This window comes from Rhizobium leguminosarum, from assembly GCF_002953715.1.
In the GTDB taxonomy this organism is placed as follows: Bacteria; Pseudomonadota; Alphaproteobacteria; order Rhizobiales; family Rhizobiaceae; genus Rhizobium; species Rhizobium leguminosarum_V.
This window is the reverse complement of record NZ_CP025012.1, coordinates 3,316,852-3,334,168: the sequence shown is the minus strand read 5'-3', so window position 1 is coordinate 3,334,168 and position 17,317 is coordinate 3,316,852. Positions and strand designations below refer to the sequence as shown.

The window sequence follows — 17,317 nt, the reverse complement described above, 5'->3', positions numbered from 1 at the left end:
CCCTACCGGATTAGCTCACGACCCGGGCTTCACGCCGGGAAGTTCGATGCCGGCGTTGCGTGCGTAAATCTTGGCCACTGCGGCGTCATCTTCACGACCAAGTCCCATGCCCGAGGCAGCAACGAATTGCTGGAGCGCCGCGGCAGTGAGTGGGGCTGCGAACTTCGACGCTCTCGCGACGTCGAGGACAATGCCAAGGTCCTTGGGCCAGATCTCGACAGCCGAATGAGGCGTATAGTCGCCGGATGCTACGTGCGGGGCGCGGTTCTCCAACATCCAGCTTGTACCGGCGCATTGCGGAATAACCTTGAGGAATGTCTGGGGATCAATGCCCTGCGTAATGCCGAAAGTAATGGCCTCGGCCATTGCCGCGATGTGCGTGCCGGCGAGCATCTGGTTGACTGCCTTCATGGCCGAGCCTACGCCAGCGGCATCACCCAGCTCGAAGACGGTCTCCGCAAGCGCATCCAGGGCGGGGCGGGCGCATGAGAACGCCTCGGAAGTACCGGAAGCCATGATCGAAAGTTTGCCGTTGGCGGCTTTGACGGAACCGCCCGAGATCGGCGCGTCGAGAAAGTGAATGCCTCGTATCGAACAGCGCTCGGCCGCTCTTCTCGCATAGTCCGGGGCAACGGTGACACACATGATCACGACGGCACCGGGCGAAAGCTTCGAGACAACGCCATCCTTGCCGAACAGCACTTCTTCGGTCTGTGCCGAATTCAGAACGACAATGACGACTGCATCGAGTTCACCCGCGGCCGCATTGAGATCGGTCTCAGAGCCCCCGGCGGCGCGAAGGCGCTTTACAGCCTCGGGGTTTACGTCTGCACCGAAGACTTCATGGCCTGCCCGAATGAGGGAGGATGCCATCCCGAATCCCATCGAGCCCAGTCCGAAAACACCAACTTTCATTTTACTGCTCCATACGTTCCAACGATCAGGCGTTGGATCCAAAGATTGCCTTGATCACTGCGTCTGTAACTTCGCGGGTAGTCGCTGTCCCGCCCACGTCAGGCGTTGAAATCCCAGCCGAGCACACCGTCTCGATGGCTTTCATAAGGCGGGCCGAAGCTTCGGCTTCGCCCAGATGGTCGAGCATCTGGCATGCGGTCCAAAACGAGGCGATCGGATTTGCGATGCCTTTTCCGGTGATGTCGAAGGCCGATCCGTGGATGGGCTCGAACATCGAGGGAAAGCGCCGTTCGGGGTCTATGTTGGCCGTCGGAGCCACACCGAGGCTGCCGGCGAGTGCGCCGGCCAAATCCGACAGGATGTCGGCGTGGAGGTTTGTGGCGACAATCGTGTCGAGGCTTTCCGGATGAAGGGTCATTCGGACTGTCATGGCGTCGACAAGAACCTTGTCCCATTTGACGTCGGGGAATTCCGTGGACACCTCAGCGGCGATCTCGTCCCACAGCACCAGTCCGAAGCGCTGCGCGTTGGATTTCGTGACCACGGTAAGCAGCTTTCGCGGTCTTGATTGAGCAATGCGGAATGCAAATCGCATGATGCGGGTGACGCCCACACGGGTGAAGATGGCTACCTCGGTAGCCACTTCCTCTGGCAAGCCTCGGTGTGCGCGGCCGCCGTGGCCGGAGTATTCGCCTTCCGAGTTCTCGCGGACGATAACCCAGTCGAGGTCACCGACCCCTCTGTCGCGTAGAGGAGTCGGTATCCCCGGGAGAATCCGCGTTGGGCGGACATTCGCGTATTGATCGAAGCCCTGGCAGATCGGAAGCCGCAGGCCCCACAGGGTGATGTGGTCTGCAATGTCGGGCGCGCCAACAGCGCCGAAATATATCGCATCATGTTTCCGCAGCTGCGCGAGACCGTCTTCCGGCATCATCTTGCCGTGCTTGCGGTAGTAGTCAGAACCCCAGTCGAATTGCGTGATCTCGAAACGCAATCCCTCTGAGCGCTGCTGAAGGGCATGCAGGACTTCGAGACCCGCACCGATGACTTCCGGCCCGATACCATCGGCGGGTATCGCGGCGATTTTGTGGGTGCGGTCTCCGGATGGGGATGTCATGCGAATTCTGGCAACGAGGTTGCCTCCTCCTCAAACCCGTAGACGGACTTTGTCTCGAGATATTCCTCGAGGCCGACGCTGCCCATGGACCGGCCGATGCCGGACTGCTTGTAGCCGCCCATCGGCGTGACCGAATTGGTGGCAGCTCCATTAAAGCAGATGCGTCCGGCACGAAGGCCGGCAGCGAACTCATAGCCCTTTTTTCTGTCGCCGGCGAAGACGTAGCCGCCCAAGCCGTAGGGGCTGTCGTTCGCGATCTCCAAGGCCTGTGCCTCGGAAGAGTAGGAGATGACAGCAAGCACCGGACCAAAAATTTCTTCCTTGGCGATAGTCATCTCCGGGGTGACGTGGGTGAACACCGTCGGCTTGACGAAATAACCCTGATTACGGCTCTCGGGTTTCCCGGTACCGCCGCAAGCGAGGCGGGCACCTTCGTCGATGCCGATCTGGATATAGCGTTGGATGCTATCGTACTGAGACTGATTGACCACGGGACCCATGGTCGTGGCCGGATCACGAGGATCGCCCAGCTTGTACTTCGAAACCTCGTCGACCAGGTAGTTGGAGACTTCGTCGATCTGGCTTTCGTGAACAAGCATCCGGCTGGGAGCATGGCACGATTGGCCTGCGTTAAAGAAGCAGCGCTGGATATTCCACCGGGCGGCTTTCTCCAAGTCGGCGTCCTTGAGGACGATGTTCGCCGATTTGCCGCCAAGCTCCAGCGACACACGCTTGATCGTCTGGGCAGCGGCCTCGCCAACACGTGCGCCGGCGGATGTCGAGCCTGTGAAAGAGATCATGTCGACCTCGGGATGGATCGACATCGCTGCGCCAACTTCGCTGCCCCTGCCGATGATCAGGTTGAAGACGCCAGCGGGTACGCCGGCTTTCTCGAAGACCTCGGCAAGGATGATTGAACTGATGGGCGATGCGTCTGAAGGCTTCAGAAGCAGGGTGCAGCCGGCAGCGATGCCGTAGATCGCTTTGATAACCGGCGTTTGGACGGGCCAATTCCAGGGCGAGATCAGTGCGCAAACTCCGATTGGCTCGCGACGGATGATTGTGTCCCCGAGGCGGCTTTCGAAATGATATGTTCGCAGGAGGTCGCGTGCGACCTTCATATGGCCGATGGGACCGGTTGCCTGCGCTCGCGCGCTGACAGGTATCCCCACTTCCTGCGCCATCACGTCGGCGAACTCATCGACACGCTCTTCGTAGGCCGCGATGATGCGGTCGATCAGTGCTGCCCGCTCTTCCAGCGATGTCTTCGAGAAGGTCTCAAAGGCCCGGCGCGCTGCCAACGCGGCCTTGTCCACGTCGGCAGCCATGCCGCCCGTGGTAACGGAAGCAAACGATGTCTCCGTGTACGGGTCTGTCAACAGCTTCTGGCCGGCCTTAGCAGGCTCTTGCCAGCGGCCATCGATGTAAAGGTTTCCGTAATGTCTCATCAACTTACTCCGCTTGATCGACCGATCAGAAGCTATGTGTGTAACCACCGTCGCAAGCGATAGTCTGCCCGGTGATGAAAGACGCTGCCGGCGAGGCGAGGAACATCGTGATACCAACCAGGTCCGAGGGGACGATGGTGCGTGGTATGCATTGGAGATCGATGTTTCGCTGAAGGATTTCCTGAGTCAGGCCGGCTTTGCGCTCTGCCACCTCGGTCGCGACGGTGCCGGGACGAATGCAGTTAGCGGTGACGCCAAACGGCCCAAGCTCACGGGCGAGCGAGTTGGTCATCCCGATGAGGGCCGACTTCGACGTCACGTAATGCAGGTAGTTCTTCGTTCCCCGATGGACGGAGGCGGAAGAGATGTTGATGATGCGACCAAATCCGCGGTCCCGCATTCCGGGCGCTGCAGCGGCAGCACAGAAGAAGACGCCGTTCACATTGACGTCCATTACCTTCTGCCATTCCGACTCCGGTATTTCATCGAACGGGCGTTTTACGAGTGCAGAGAAGAGGGAAGCGTTGTTGACCAGGACATCGATGCGGCCGAATTCCTTCTTAACCGCAGCGACCATCGCATCGACAGAGTCCTTCTGGGAGACGTCCACCGACAACGCCAACGACCTGCCGCCGGCCTCCGAGATCTCTTTCGCGACGTTTTCGGAGTTGGTTATGCTGAGGTCGGCGATGACAGCTATCGCTCCCGCAGCGGCGAACTGTCGGGCGAGTTCGCGGCCGATACCTTGGCCGGAACCAGTCACGAGGACGACCCGGTCTTTAACGCTGAAATCTCGAGCTTCGGCCAGGAGAGCGGAAGCAACGTTGTTCGAGGCGGTTCCAATGTTCACGATAGTCCTCCGATAGACTTTCCAACTGGACTTTCGCTTTGCGGTCCAATGGATCGAGATGTGATTCCTCAGGCCGCCAACTGGACGGCTATGTTCTTGTTGGGCTCAGCGAAACGAAGCGGCCGTTGCTATCGCCGTGTTCGTCAGGAAGCCTGTGTCACTGCCCGTCGAGACATACCGCGCGCCCATGCGGAGGATTTCCTTCGCGATTTCAGGACGCGTGTTGAGCCCGCCCACTCCCAGGTGCTTGCCCTTCGCACTGCAGACCTCAAGGACGTGCTTGTAGGCCTCCATGACTCTCGGGCTATCGAGCTGGCCGGGAATGCCCAAGGAGTTGCAGAGGTCGTTGGTGCCCACGAGAAGCATGTCCATGCCGTCCACCGACGCGATGTCCGCCGCATTCTCAACGGCGTTTACGGACTCGATCATCCCAACGACCAAAGTCGCTTCATTCATCTTCGCCATGGTTTCGGCAGCCGGTCCCCCTCGAAAAAGCGTATGGGCGTTGGTCGCGAGGAGCGATCGATCACCCTTGGGCGCGAACAATGCCGCTTCGACGATGTCTTCCGCTTGAGCCCGGGTTTCCACGTGAGGGACGATCACGCCCTGCGCTCCTGTTTCGAGGGTGCGGCTGATGTCGGCCTTGTTGTGCCCGGCTACACGAACAAGCGGCGTCACCCCAAGTGCGGCCGCCGTGATACTGATCTGGCTGACGGTCTCGAGCGAGAAACTGTTGTGCTCCAGGTCGATATAGAGGCAGTCGAAGCCCGCGCTGTGGGCAATCGCTGCGATCTCGACGCCGCGGACGATGCGCACGATCATGCCAACGGCTACCTCGCCGGCGTTCATGCGTGTCTTCATCAGGTTTTTGATAGGCGTTTCGATCGGATGCATATGGAATTCCAAACTCGCGAGGGTCTCGCGTTCTGACTTCATCATTCGTGCCGTTTGGCTGTGCTAAGGTTGTGCAGGCAACCATGACCGCGATCAAGAGCGCCGGCGGGGCGAGGGCCCAGAGTAATAACAAGATGTTATAGCTCGATTTTGGGGAGGATTACGGAGCGACCCACTTTTCTATTATCTGGAGTTAACCGGACGGTTTTCACCGAAGACAAGAGAGGAGTGAAAGATGCGTATTTCAGATGTAGCTAGTGCAGAGGGCGGTGCAGTCGGATCAATGCGTGTAGGCAAGCTCGATCAGAAGTTCCTGCTGCAAGGAGAGGATGGCTCTCCGAACAACTACCTGCTCAACGTAGGCCTCACGGGCTCCGGCGGTTGGGGTACCCCACGCCATCGCCACAACTTCGATCAAATCCGTTATGTCCTAAAGGGCAAGTATCCGGCGTCGCCGCACAAGATCATGGGCGAAGGCTCCGTCGCGTACTTCCCGGAAAGCGTCCACTACGGGCCGCAGGATCGTCCGGAAGGCCTCGAAATGATGGTGATCCAGTTCGGTGGCGCGAGCGGAGAAGGCTTCCTCAGCACGCCGCGTCGGGAAGAAGCGAATGAGGCTCTCAAGGCCAAGGGCGAGTTCAAGGACGGCATCTTCACCTGGATCGACGACAAGGGTCAGAAGCACAACGTGGACGGCGCGACGGCTTGCTACGAAGAAGCCATGGGTAAGAAGATGGTTCTTGCCAAGCCGCGGTACGACGACGTCGTCATGATGGACCCGGAATCGTACGATTGGATCGAGACCGGGACGTCCGGCGTATCCAAGAAGCTCCTGGGCACGTTCACCGAACGCGATACCAAGATCGGCTTCGTGAAGGTCGACGGCGGCGCAACGTTCAACACGGGCACCCGGTCCCAGATCGAAGTGCTTTTCATGAGCAAGGGCAATATCACCGTCAACGGAAAGACCTATGGCGACAAGACGGCCATTGAACTGCTGCCGTCCGACGCTCCGATTGACATCAAGGCGAACGAAGATTCCCTGTTCTTCTCGGTTACGCTGCCAAAGTTCTGATAACGCAAAATGCCGGCGTGACCCGTCACGCCGGCATTATTGTGCCTGGCGCATTGGTTCCTGTCCGACTTTGGACCGCAGGGAACCCGCTTTTAGTGAGAGCGCAGGATTGTCCTGCCTGCGGTTGGGATAGTAGAAGTCGTATCCCTCGAACAATGGACATCAATCATCGAGCACTTGGGTCAGTTCTCCACGTTCGATGTGACCCGCGACCACAGACTCTGACGTTGCCAACTTCAGGGCTCACCGTCTTTTCGGTCCCTTTTCTGATCTTGGCCGGTGTTCTCGACACCGCCTCGTTCAACTTTCACCCCACAACTTGCCTAGCGATGACGCCGATTGATGACTGTCATCGATAAGTACAAGCGAATTGCAGCGGGTAATCAAATAACGTCGCCTGGCTTACCTTTGAGGAATGACACATCAATCTGTAATCGAATCCAGCATCCATCCCGAGTCCCAAGCAGCTCCTGCGGCATGGGGTGCGGTTTTCGCAATGGCCCTCTGCGTCGCGGTGCTGATCGCTTCTGAGTTTATGCCAGTCAGCCTGCTGTCACCTATAGCTGGCGACCTCGGGATCACCGACGGTCGCGCTGGTCAGGCGATATCGGTCTCCGGCATCTTCGCGGTTGTCACCAGCCTCTTCGTGTCGAACTTCACCCGCAGGATCGACCGACGCCTCGTGTTGGTATCGCTGTCGCTAATCCTTGTGATCTCGGGGCTGGTCGTCACCTTTGCGCAATACTACTCAGTTCTGATGGTCGGACGCGCTCTTCTGGGCGTCGCCATCGGCGGTTTCTGGTCCATGTCCACCGCCATAGTCATGCGCCTAGTCCCTGCCGGCTCGGTTCCCAAAGCGCTGGCCACGCTCAACGCTGGCAATGCCATCGCGGCAACGATCTCAGCGCCTTTGGGGAGCATGCTGGGGAGCTATGTCGGGTGGCGTGGCGCGTTCTTTGCTGTTGTCCCGCTCGCGTTGCTTTCGCTTGTTTGGCAATGGGTCAGCCTTCCGTCCCTCCCGCCACGGAAGAGAGAGGGGCCGCCACACGTCATCAGATTGCTCCGGCGTAAACAGGTGGCTCTCGGGATGGCGTCCATTACCCTGCTGTTCGCCGGACAGTTCGCGCTGTTCACGTATCTCCGACCCTTTCTAGAGACTGTGACGGCGGTATCTGTGTCGACCCTTTCGCTTCTCCTCCTGCTGATGGGATTGGCGGGCGTTGCGGGGACCTACTTAATCAGTGGTTTGCTGCAGACCCGGCTATTCAGCGTTCTGAGCGTAGTTCCGATTGCCATGGCAGCAGTCGCCGTAGGTCTGGTGGCTTTCGGCACCTCAGTTCCGATCACAGCAATTCTTCTTGTAGGCTGGGGACTCTTGGGGACGGCGGTACCCGTTGGTTGGGGGACATGGCTTACCAGAGCGATGCCTGATGACGCGGAGGCGGGGGGCGGCCTTCAGGTTGCGACAATCCAGCTCGCCATCACGTTCGGCGCTTCGTTGGGTGGGGTGCTGTTTGATGGAGCGGGCTGGCAAACTACTTTTCTGTTCGCTGCGGTCACTCTCGTTGGGTCGTCTATGTTTGCGGTCCTCGTATGGCGTGCAACGGTGAAGCCATGATTACTCGTCGCAGAAACATTCTTCTCGGGATAGGTGCCGCCATGACCGTACCAAATGCTGGACTCGGCCAACAACCTGCCCAGGTCAACGGAAACAGTTCGACTGCTGTACGGGTGAGATTTACCTTTGGCGACTCCACAATGACCGCCACACTCGACGACAGTCCGCCCGCGGGGGACTTCGCATCGATGTTGCCTTTGGACCTCACAATCGAGGACTACAGTCATAACGAAAAAATCGTTCGGCTACCCAGAAAGCTAACCGAAGAGGGAAGTGGGCCCTTTGATAACGAGCGACCCGGAGACCTCTGCTATTTCAAGCCGTGGGGGAATCTGGCGCTTTTCTATGGCGGCTACAAATGGGATGGCCTGATCCGTCTCGGTCGGTTCGAGGATGGCTTTGATCCGCTGCGCATTCGAGGAAATTTCTCGGTCCGCATCGAACGTGCCTAAACTTTCGTCGAGCCAACGATAGCTCAACTTTCAGCATCAAGGCCAAACGGCTCCGCTACAGAACCCGCAGACGGGACGCTGAAGCTCACTCGGTCTCGGTTGGGGAGGGGCGGTTGCGCATGATGGCGTTAAGCTGGAACTTCGTCCAACTTCTTGTCCCTGCAAAGCTCCATGCCAACCTCGGTCACACACGCGACAAGGTCTTTCCTTGGCTGATCCATGACGTAACCCTCACGGAAAAAGACCGCGATATCTCTATTGAGCGTGGGATCGAAGAAAGGCAGTTCGTAGAGCCTTTGCTCGGCGACCTCCTCGCGGACAGCATGGGCCGGCAACAGGGCCAAGTGCTCGGTCTCTGCCACCAATGACTTGAGCAAGGACACCGATCCGCAGACCGTAATCTGGGGAAGGGGAGCGTCCATGGTCCGCATGATGTGATCCAAGACCGTGTGTGTCCTGCGTGACGTTGGGCTGATCCACGGATATTTCACCAGATCGCCCCAGGTAAGCGTTTCCAATTCCCGCAGCGGATGGTTTATTCCAGCGATCACACGCAGGGTGTCGCGGAAGAGGACCCTCTGACGTAGGCCGTCGAGCATATCGAAGACCTTTGTGAACCCGATCACGAAATCAAAATCGCGACGAAGAAGACCCGTGAGAAGATCGACTTGAGCGTTTTCGACGACCTCGAGATGGCCGCCCTCGTGGGTCTCGCGCCATTTGCTGAGCGCCATCGGCACGATTTTGCTGGCAAGGCTTGGTAGGCTGCCGATGCGAATGGACTCGCTCCGACAATCGTCCGCGTTCAAAAGGTCCCGTTCCGCGAGCTGAATCTCTTCCCTGATAAGACGCGCATGACAGTAAAGGATGTCGCCTTTCCTTGTCGCGACAATGCCTTTAGGGCCGCGCTCGAGAAGTTGCATCCCAAGCTCGGCCTCCAGGCGATCCATCGATGTCGACAAGGCCGGCTGCGACACGCTCAACTGGCGCGCCGCGCGATTCAAGCTGCCTTGCTCGATGACGGCGGCAAAATAGAGAAGCTTTTTGGGATCGATCTCAAGCGCCATCGCTAGAACTCACCTCCATTGGTTCGAAGATGAGTCTAAGCCTTTGAGCTTGAAAATCAAACTTTTACCCGACGCTCCGCGATCGTCTTCGCAACCGTATAGCTGTGGTACATTTCCGTTCCGCCCTCGCGGCCAATACCGCTTTCGCGAACGCCGCCGAAGGGCGCGTCGCCCCCCGGACTGGTGAAGACGTTGAGGGCGACCGATCCAACCTGAAGCTCCCGCGACAGATAGTCGGCGCGCTCCATGTCGTTGGTGAACACGAAAGCGGCAAGCCCCATGCTGAGGCTGTTGCTGATCTTCAGGGCTTCGTCCATGGAATCCACCGCCATGCACGGAGCGATCGGACCGAAGGGTTCCTCGCTCATGACCCGGGCGTCGAGTGGCACGTCCGCCAAAACCGTGGGCTCATAGAACCATCCACGGTTCCCGACACGCTTGCCGCCGGTTGTGACTCTCGCCCCATGGGAAACCGCATCCTCAACGAGGTCAGCCATGGCGGCCAAACGCCGTCGATTGGCGAGCGGACCCATCTGCACACCTTCGGTAAAGCCATCGCCGACCTTCAGCTTGCTTGCCTTTTCAGAGATGCTTGAGACGAAATCCTCGTACCGCGAGCGATGGATCAGGAAACGAGAGGGGGCGGAGCAAAACTGCCCGGCCATCCTGAACTTCCAATTCACGGCCAGCTGTGCGATCTCGTCGGCATTGGTGTTCTCATCGACGATAACAGGCGCATGACCGCCAAGCTCCATAAGGACCGGCTTCATTGTTTCGACTGCCAGTCTTGTAAGGTGCTTGCCCACGTTGATCGAACCGGTGAGCGTAACAAGCCTGGTGATGGGCGAGAGGACCAGCGTGCGCGACACCTCGTCGGGTTCGCCGAACACGACGTTCAGAACGCCCTTTGGAAGGCCGGCGTCGAGGAAGCACTGAGCGAACAGGCACGCCGTTGCTGGGGTTTCTTCGGCGGGTTTGAGGATGATCGAGCAGCCGGCGGCCAGCGACGCGCTGATCTTACGGGAGGGAGCGCTCATCGGAACGTTCCACGGCGTAAAGGCTGCGACTGGACCAACAGGTTCGCGGACCACAAATTGCTGGATGGGCGGATCGGTTGGCACTATCCGGCCGTACAGGCGGCGGATTTCTTCGGAGTCCCAGTCCAGGAACGTCGCGGACCGCTCGATTTCGGCCAAGACCTCAGCGTAGGTCCGCCCCGATTCAGCCGTGAAGATTGGTGCCATGTCTTTTGCACGTTCACGAACAAGCGCCGCGGCGCGTCGCATCACCGCTGCCCTTGCCGTTGGGGGTGTCTTACGCCACGTCTCGAAACCGCGCGCTGACGATTCCAATGCGTTCTGCAGATCCCGTGCCGTCGCCTTGGGCACTTGGCCGAGGATCGACTCGTCACTGGGGTTTTCCACGTCGCAGAGCGCCTCGCGGTCGTAAATCCATTCTCCATCAATCAGGAGCCCAATTTTCGGGTAAGTGTATTGATGTTTGTCAGTCATTTCGTCGGTCCTTTGGAAATCGATCGGCATCGATCTCGCCTCTGATTGATGTAGGCAGGTTAGTTCTGCAGCGGGTGCGCGGTCGCAAGAAATGCGAGGACCTCATCCTCGGCGATCCGGGCACCTCGAGAGCGCTGCCCCCAAGTCTGTCCGCCGATGTGCGGTGTCAGGATCACATTGGGCAAAGCCGCCAGCCGGGGAGGGATCACTGGTTCTGTGTCGAGAACGTCAAGCGCTGCACCAGCGATCGCCTTAGTCTCCAGAGCGACGATGAGCGCTTCTGTGTCGACGAGGTTACCGCGGCCGACATTTATGAGCCGTCCTTTCGGCCCAAGAGCTGCAAGCTCTCGCGATCCGATCACATGCTTGAGGTCCGCTGTGCCGGGAACGGCCAGGACGAGGACATCGCTCGCTTCGGCCAGTGCCTCCCATCCGTCGTAAAGGGATGCGCCGAGACCCTCGTTCGATCCCCTTTTCAATCCCGCGATCTTCATTTTCGAGGCAGAGGCACGCGCGGCGATTGCTTGACCAATGCGGCCGCTCAGCCCGCCGATGCCGATCGTCATGCCGACCGGGCTATCGCCGACATCAAATCTACCGCGTTCCCACTCGCCGCCCCGCGCAAAGGCATCCGCCCGGACGAGATCGCGGCAGAGCATGATGGTCAACGTCATGGCAAGATCAGCGACGTCGTCGGTCAACGCCTCGCCAACGCAACGAACCCGCACGCCGCGCTTTTCAAGACCCGGAATGTCGATCTTGTCACTTCCAGCTCCCTGCGAAACCACAAAGCCCAGATTGGGCAGCTTATCGGCAAGCTCTGCGCTGCATCCTCTTGTGGCGCTCGTCATCAGAACCCGCACGGCCGATCTATCTGCCTCGGACACCTCGGCGACGCCTTCAGGGCCGGCCACGATCCGGATCAGATCCGATTGATCGAGATTTGGGTAGGTCATGCCGGCGAGCGGCGGGAATGACAGGATGGATTTTACAGTCATGGCAGCTTCGATTTGGTTGAGTTGGCGTCAGGCTATCGGCCGACGAGACGGGTCGCAACGCGTTCGGTGGCGTGGGTATAGCTTTAGGTTATATCCACGCGGCACTTCAAAGATCGGCATAGAAAACCGCGCTTTTGCGCAGGCCTGCAGCCATATCAGCCTCGGAGCCCAAGAACGCCGTCATGAAAAGACGGCGGCCGCTCTTTGCTCCGAGTGTGCACGATATTGCAGAGCCATCGAACTTGAAGGTGTTGGTGATCCGGCCCCCGTCGAGCACCCGGACAAACTCGCCGGTGTTGTATATGCCGGCCCAGACGCCACCGTCCGCGTCAGCGCAGAGCCCATCCGGTTGGCGGCCATCGAGATCGGCAAAAATGCGACGGTTGCTCAGGTTTCCTTGCGTATCGATGTCGAACGCGCTGATGCGGGCTTTCCAGGTCTCGGCAACTACAAGAGTGCGCCCGCCATCGATGACAACGGAGCCGTTCGGGAAATCCACATCGCTCGCTGCCACCGAGATTGACCCGTCTCTGTCCACTCGATGGAGCGTCGTAGAGCAGGGCGGATCATTGGCGACGAAGTCGTAGCCGAAGTCTCCGATGTAGATGCGATCCGAAGCGTCTATCGCGAAGTCGTTCAGCCACCACTTCGTATGAGCTGAAAGATCGGCGTATTCGCTGATCGCCGATCCATCGAAACGCAGAAGCTTGCGATCCATGGCCGACACAATCACCAGGGATCCATCAGACATGAACCCCAGCCCCGATGGCCTGTTCGGTATCTCCAGATATTCGCTGCGCTTGCCACTGGCGTCCAGAGCGTGGACTTTGTGATCGAATACGTCGGACAGCCACAGGCGGCCCTCATGCCACTTTGGGGCCTCCAGAAATAGAAAGCCGTCCGCGAGCAACCGCGGGTGTTCCTCTCCCATTACATTTCCTCCCAGTACCGATGGCTTACCAGCCGCCGTCGCAGTGTACGTCCTGTCCGCTAATAAGGTCCGCCTGCGGGCTGGATAAGAACACGGCGAGGTTGGCGATATCGACCGGCTCGATCCTACGTTTGATACTCTGACGCTCAAGAATCCACTGGTGATAGGCTTCTCGTTTCTCGCCAAAATGCCTCCATTCGGCGTCCGAGACGACCGCGCCAGGGGAGATGCCGTTCACGGTGATGTTGTACTTGCCAAGTTCCCGCGCCATCGACTTCACCAGCCCGAACATCGCGCCCTTGGAGGCGACGTACGGTACGAAACCCTCCCAGTTTCCGTTGAGGGTCAGAGAAGTCAGATTGATGATCTTGCCGTACATCTTCTGCTTCATGTGCTTGCTGCAGGCTCTTGCCAGCACGAAGGCGGCAGTAGAGTTGACGCGGACCTCCTCCTCATATTCTTCTATGGAGAACTCCTCGTGGGGTTTGTTGACCACGAATGCCGCGTTGTTCACCAGGATATCGATGCCGCCGACGTCGTCGGCAAGCTTCGTGACCGCGGATTCGAGATCGGAGAGTTGGTTCAGATCCGCGCCGAAATAGCGGGCTTCCTGCGCCAGACCGCGAACCGTTTCATCGGCGTTTTCCGCCCCCGGAAGATCGGACGCGATGACCCGCGCTCCTTCCTGGCCATAGCGTTCGACCAAAGATCTACCGATCGTTCCCAGTGCACCTGTGATCAATACGGTCTTGCCATTTAGTGACGGCATATTCTCCTCCATGTTCATTCTTAGAACTTTCCACTTTGGAGCTGAATTGAGAACCACCAATGTCGCTAGCGACCAGGACGATATAACTTAAAGTTATATCATCGCGTTTGGGGGACCTCGTTGATGCAGGTTGGTGATGAGATCAGTTTCGGTTCGTGCAACATCAGCTCACTGACTAGGAATAGGGTTTTCGACAATGACTGATGAAACGCGCGATCTTGTCCATATCTTCGGTACTCACGCTGCCGAGGTCGACTACGATCGACTCGATGAAAGCGCACGTTGGGCGGCGAAAAAGAGCATCCTGGACACGCTTGGCGTCATCCTTGCCGCCAGCGGTATGGAACCGGCAGTTCAGGCAGTCGCGGAAATCGTCGCCGAAACCGGAGGGCGGCCAGACTGCACGGTCCTCGGGTTCGGAGGGAAGGCTCCGGCCCTCATGGCGGCCATGGCGAACGGTGCCCTGGCTCATTGCCTCGACTACGATGACCAAACGCCGTGGGGACAACATACCGCCAGCTCGATTGTGCCGGCCGTGTTCGCTGTCGCGGAGCGGCAAGGTGGAGTGCATGGGAGAGATCTGATCGCCGCGGTGGCCGCTGGCCAGGACATCTTCGCCCGGCTCAGGTGCAATGTCGGATGGAACAAAGACTGGAACCTATCGACTGTGTTGGCGGTCTTTGCGGCGGCAGCATCCGCCAGTCGCGTGATGGGTCTGTCACCCTCGCAGACGGCAGCCGCTATGGGGATCGCGACCATGCAGTCTTCAGGGATCATGGAGATGGTAGCGGGCAGGGGAAGTGACCTGCGTGGAATGTATGCGGGGTTTTCGGCCAAGGGAGCTGTGCTTGCCGCGATGATGGCCGAGAAGGGCGTTACGGGCATCGACAAGGCCTTCGAGGGGCAATACGGCTTCTTGAATACCTATTTCGGCGGCCGCTACGATCGCGAAAAGATAGTCGCCGACCTCGGGCGGGAATTCCTCGGGAGTGGAACGCTGTACAAGCGTTGGCCATGTGTCGGCACCGCGCACAGCCACATGAAGGCCGCCATCGACATCGTGACCCGTAACAACATACAGCCGGATGAAATTGCTGAAATCCGCCTGCACGTCGGCGATTATCACGACCTGATGTGTCAGCCGCTTGATGAGCGGCGCGCGCCCGCAACTCTCGCCGACGCCAAGTTCAGCCTTCCGTATTTGGTCTCGGTAGCCGTCGTGCGGAGGGGATTGAGCGTTACCGACTTCACGGAAGCGGCGCTCAACGACAAGAAAGTGCTGTCAGTGGGCCAGAAGATGACCTTGGTGCGAGATTCCACACTGGATTGGAAGCTGGAGCTGCCGCCAGGGCGCGTGGAAATAACCACCGGTGAGGGCGGCCGGTGGATCGAGGAAGGGCGTCGTGTTCCCGGCAACGCGGACAATCCGATGAGCTGGGAGGAAGTCTGTGTGAAGTTTTTCGAATGCGCGTCCGTTGCGAAAGATCCGGTCCCGGAAGCAATTTCGGCGAGAGCCGTGGCCCTCGCCGAACGATTGGAAACGCTCGATGATGCAACCGAATTGGTCAGGTGCCTCGCCTGACCAGCGTTCCCGTCGCGCTTCAGATGCCTGCTGTCTGGCCGCCGTCAACGATCATGGCGTGACCCGTGACAAACCCGCCCGCCTCTGAGCAAAGCCAAAGCACCGTACCCGCGATTTCCTCGGGACGGCCCATTCGACCTATAGGCTCCTGGGCAATCATAAAGGCGCGGCCTTCGTCCGTGTCATTGGTGTAACGGGAGATCATGGGGGTATCGATGATGCCAGGGCAAATGGCGTTCACTCGGATGCCTTTGTCGGCATACTCTAGTGCTGCCACCTTGCTAGCCGCGACTACGCCAAACTTCGATGCGCAGTAGCTGGATTGGTTTCTGATAGCGAGGACACCGGCACCCGACGCCGTGTTTACGATGGCCCCGCCGCCTTGCTTAAGCATGATTTCGATCTGGTACTTCATGCAGAGGAACACGCTCTTGAGGTTCACCGCGATGACGCGGTCCCAAAGCTCCTCTGAAATGTCGCCGATCGGTTGCGCCGGCTGTTCGATACCGGCGTTGTTGTGGGCCGCATCCAGTCGTCCGAACGTCTCCACCGTCTTGTCGATCGCGCCCTTCACCTGGTCACCCTTGGTGACATCGCATGTGATCGGGAGGACTTTTCCGCCTGCGTCACGGATGATGGCAGCGGTCTCATTCAGGCCGACTTCGTTGATATCGACGGCGGCAACCGAAGCACCAGCCTTGGCGAATGCCAGAGCCGTAGCCCTTCCGACGCCGCTTCCGGCTCCGGTCACGAAGGCAACCTTGCCGGCGTAGTCTACTCTTGGAATATCGGTCACGAAATGCACTCCAGTGTTCAGATATTGAAGAAAAGACCGTCCGTCAGTGGACCGGGCGGTCTGAACGTATGTCAGATCAGCCGCCGGTCTTTGACTTCGACTTGTTCCCACCGACCGTGTAGATCGCGGCGGCTACGACCACGACAATGCCCTCGATCAGGCCCTGCCAGTTCGCGCCAAGGTTCAAGATGTTGAAGCCATTCGTGAGGGAGAACAGGAGGAGCGCGCCCGCAAGGGTTTTGATCACGCTGCCCGCGCCGCCGAACAGGGACGTCCCACCGAGGATGGCTGCCGCTATAACTGTAAGCTCAGCGCCTTGGAGGCCAGCGGGATTGATGGAGCGCAGCCGGCTGGCGAAAAGGATGCCGGCGAACCCTGCTGCTCCGCTGCAGAAGACGAAGGCCATCAGCTTGTAGAGAAGCACATTGATGCCGGAAAGCCTGGCTGCTTCGGAGTTGCCGCCGACGGCGTATACGCGGCGTCCCACCATTGTGAAGGTCAACGTGAACCAGACAATCGTGGTGAAGATGGCGAGGTAGATTACCGGATTGCGCAGAGTCAGCTCACCGCCCGACGCCCAAGCGAGCAGAAGAAGCGCGATGCCGCCAATCGTCATCCCAATAGAGGAGGGGCGCATTGGGGCTTTGTTGCTCAGCGTCCTCGCCAGGCCGATAGCTCCCAAAGCCAGCAGTAAGACGCCGCCCGCGACAATCAGCCAGAAACCATCGTGGCGACCGCCCTCGAAGGCCTTCATTGTTGCGATGACGTCGGGGTCCGACGCAGATAGCGAGCGACCGTCTGTGTAGATCAGAACGAGACCGCGTACGGCAGTCATCGTGCCCAGGGTGACGATGAAGGCGTTAATGCCCAGGAACTGGACGATCGATCCATTGATCAGGCCGATTGCCATAGCCACTGCCATAGCAAGGGCCGCAGCTGGAATGAAACCAATCGCGTCGGCATTGCCGATCAGGATCACGGCAGCTAGCGCCGCGACCGAAGCGACAGAGAGGTCGAAGTTTCCGCTGATGAGCACGACGGTCATAGCGACCGCCATGATGGCCATCAACGATGACTGATAGACCACGTTCGAGAGGTTCAAAACACTCAGGTAGTTTGACTGACCGAGGTAACTCGTGAGTAGCGTTATCACGGCAATCAACAGCAGCAGGGCGTAATAGACGCCACGCTCTCTCAGACCGAACAGGCGACGCCAGTTGGTGGCCGGCGCAGCGTAGTTGATTTGGGGAGCTTCCGGGATTTTCTCGACCGGGCTTTGGGTAATTGTATTCAT

The 17,317-nt window shown here is 58.9% G+C and carries 16 protein-coding genes; 4 read left to right on the top strand and 12 right to left on the bottom strand.

The genetic code is table 11. The features are described 5' to 3' along the window. Nucleotides 1–15 precede the first annotated feature (15 nt). The 5 genes from ltnD to CUJ84_RS16765 form a co-directional block, all read right to left on the bottom strand. Nucleotides 16–915, bottom strand: coding sequence for an L-threonate dehydrogenase (gene ltnD / locus CUJ84_RS16785; RefSeq protein WP_105007037.1), 900 nt, complete (start codon nucleotides 913–915; stop codon nucleotides 16–18). A gap of 25 nt (nucleotides 916–940) precedes the next feature. Then, nucleotides 941–2,032, bottom strand: coding sequence for a tartrate dehydrogenase (locus CUJ84_RS16780; protein WP_027687926.1), 1,092 nt, complete (start codon nucleotides 2,030–2,032; stop codon nucleotides 941–943). After that, nucleotides 2,029–3,480, bottom strand: coding sequence for an aldehyde dehydrogenase family protein (locus tag CUJ84_RS16775; RefSeq protein WP_105007036.1), 1,452 nt, complete (start codon nucleotides 3,478–3,480; stop codon nucleotides 2,029–2,031). Before CUJ84_RS16775 ends, CUJ84_RS16780 begins: the two co-directional genes overlap by 4 nt. 25 nt (nucleotides 3,481–3,505) lie before the next feature. Next, on the bottom strand, nucleotides 3,506–4,330 hold the full coding sequence (locus tag CUJ84_RS16770) for an SDR family NAD(P)-dependent oxidoreductase (RefSeq protein ID WP_018494287.1): 825 nt from the start codon (nucleotides 4,328–4,330) through the stop codon (nucleotides 3,506–3,508). A 105-nt stretch (nucleotides 4,331–4,435) separates the two neighbouring features. Next, the gene (locus CUJ84_RS16765; protein WP_245457490.1) at nucleotides 4,436–5,224 is read right to left on the bottom strand and encodes an HpcH/HpaI aldolase family protein; all 789 of its coding nucleotides are present in this window, start codon (nucleotides 5,222–5,224) and stop codon (nucleotides 4,436–4,438) included. A 235-nt stretch (nucleotides 5,225–5,459) separates the two neighbouring features. Here CUJ84_RS16765 and CUJ84_RS16760 point away from each other — a divergent pair, with 235 nt between their 5' ends. From CUJ84_RS16760 to CUJ84_RS16750, 3 genes are all read left to right on the top strand, one after another. Then, nucleotides 5,460–6,299 (top strand): hypothetical protein, encoded by an 840-nt coding sequence (locus CUJ84_RS16760; RefSeq protein WP_105007034.1) that lies wholly within the window; start codon nucleotides 5,460–5,462, stop codon nucleotides 6,297–6,299. Nucleotides 6,300–6,714: 415 nt separating this feature from the next. Further along, a complete protein-coding gene (locus CUJ84_RS16755) occupies nucleotides 6,715–7,917 on the top strand; it encodes an MFS transporter (protein ID WP_105007033.1) in 1,203 nt (400 codons plus the stop codon). After that, nucleotides 7,914–8,369, top strand: coding sequence for a cyclophilin-like fold protein (locus tag CUJ84_RS16750; protein ID WP_105007032.1), 456 nt, complete (start codon nucleotides 7,914–7,916; stop codon nucleotides 8,367–8,369). Before CUJ84_RS16755 ends, CUJ84_RS16750 begins: the two co-directional genes overlap by 4 nt. Before the next feature lie 128 nt (nucleotides 8,370–8,497). Here the strand turns inward: CUJ84_RS16750 and CUJ84_RS16745 are convergent, their stop codons facing one another. The 5 genes from CUJ84_RS16745 to CUJ84_RS16725 all read right to left on the bottom strand — a co-directional run bounded on the left by CUJ84_RS16745 (nucleotide 8,498) and on the right by CUJ84_RS16725 (nucleotide 13,645). Beyond that, nucleotides 8,498–9,436: a LysR family transcriptional regulator gene (locus CUJ84_RS16745; RefSeq protein WP_011654912.1), complete on the bottom strand. Its 939-nt coding sequence runs from the start codon at nucleotides 9,434–9,436 to the stop codon at nucleotides 8,498–8,500. A 56-nt stretch (nucleotides 9,437–9,492) separates the two neighbouring features. Then, nucleotides 9,493–10,977, bottom strand: coding sequence for an NAD-dependent succinate-semialdehyde dehydrogenase (locus CUJ84_RS16740; RefSeq protein WP_245457489.1), 1,485 nt, complete (start codon nucleotides 10,975–10,977; stop codon nucleotides 9,493–9,495). Between the two features lie 29 nt (nucleotides 10,978–11,006). Next, on the bottom strand, nucleotides 11,007–11,945 hold the full coding sequence (locus CUJ84_RS16735) for an NAD(P)-dependent oxidoreductase (protein WP_105007031.1): 939 nt from the start codon (nucleotides 11,943–11,945) through the stop codon (nucleotides 11,007–11,009). 106 nt (nucleotides 11,946–12,051) lie between these two features. After that, nucleotides 12,052–12,876 carry an SMP-30/gluconolactonase/LRE family protein gene (locus CUJ84_RS16730; RefSeq protein WP_105007030.1) on the bottom strand — a complete coding sequence of 275 codons (825 nt, stop codon included), beginning with the start codon at nucleotides 12,874–12,876 and terminating at the stop codon, nucleotides 12,052–12,054. Between the two features lie 25 nt (nucleotides 12,877–12,901). After that, nucleotides 12,902–13,645 (bottom strand): SDR family oxidoreductase, encoded by a 744-nt coding sequence (locus CUJ84_RS16725; RefSeq protein WP_026238545.1) that lies wholly within the window; start codon nucleotides 13,643–13,645, stop codon nucleotides 12,902–12,904. A 196-nt stretch (nucleotides 13,646–13,841) separates the two neighbouring features. Between CUJ84_RS16725 and CUJ84_RS16720 the strand changes: the two genes are divergently transcribed. After that, on the top strand, nucleotides 13,842–15,227 hold the full coding sequence (locus tag CUJ84_RS16720) for an MmgE/PrpD family protein (RefSeq protein ID WP_105007029.1): 1,386 nt from the start codon (nucleotides 13,842–13,844) through the stop codon (nucleotides 15,225–15,227). A gap of 19 nt (nucleotides 15,228–15,246) precedes the next feature. On the opposite strand, the gene CUJ84_RS16715 is transcribed toward CUJ84_RS16720, so the two are convergent. Then, the gene (locus CUJ84_RS16715; protein ID WP_085065848.1) at nucleotides 15,247–16,032 is read right to left on the bottom strand and encodes a glucose 1-dehydrogenase; all 786 of its coding nucleotides are present in this window, start codon (nucleotides 16,030–16,032) and stop codon (nucleotides 15,247–15,249) included. A gap of 67 nt (nucleotides 16,033–16,099) precedes the next feature. Beyond that, nucleotides 16,100–17,317 (bottom strand): ABC transporter permease, encoded by a 1,218-nt coding sequence (locus tag CUJ84_RS16710; RefSeq protein WP_033184586.1) that lies wholly within the window; start codon nucleotides 17,315–17,317, stop codon nucleotides 16,100–16,102.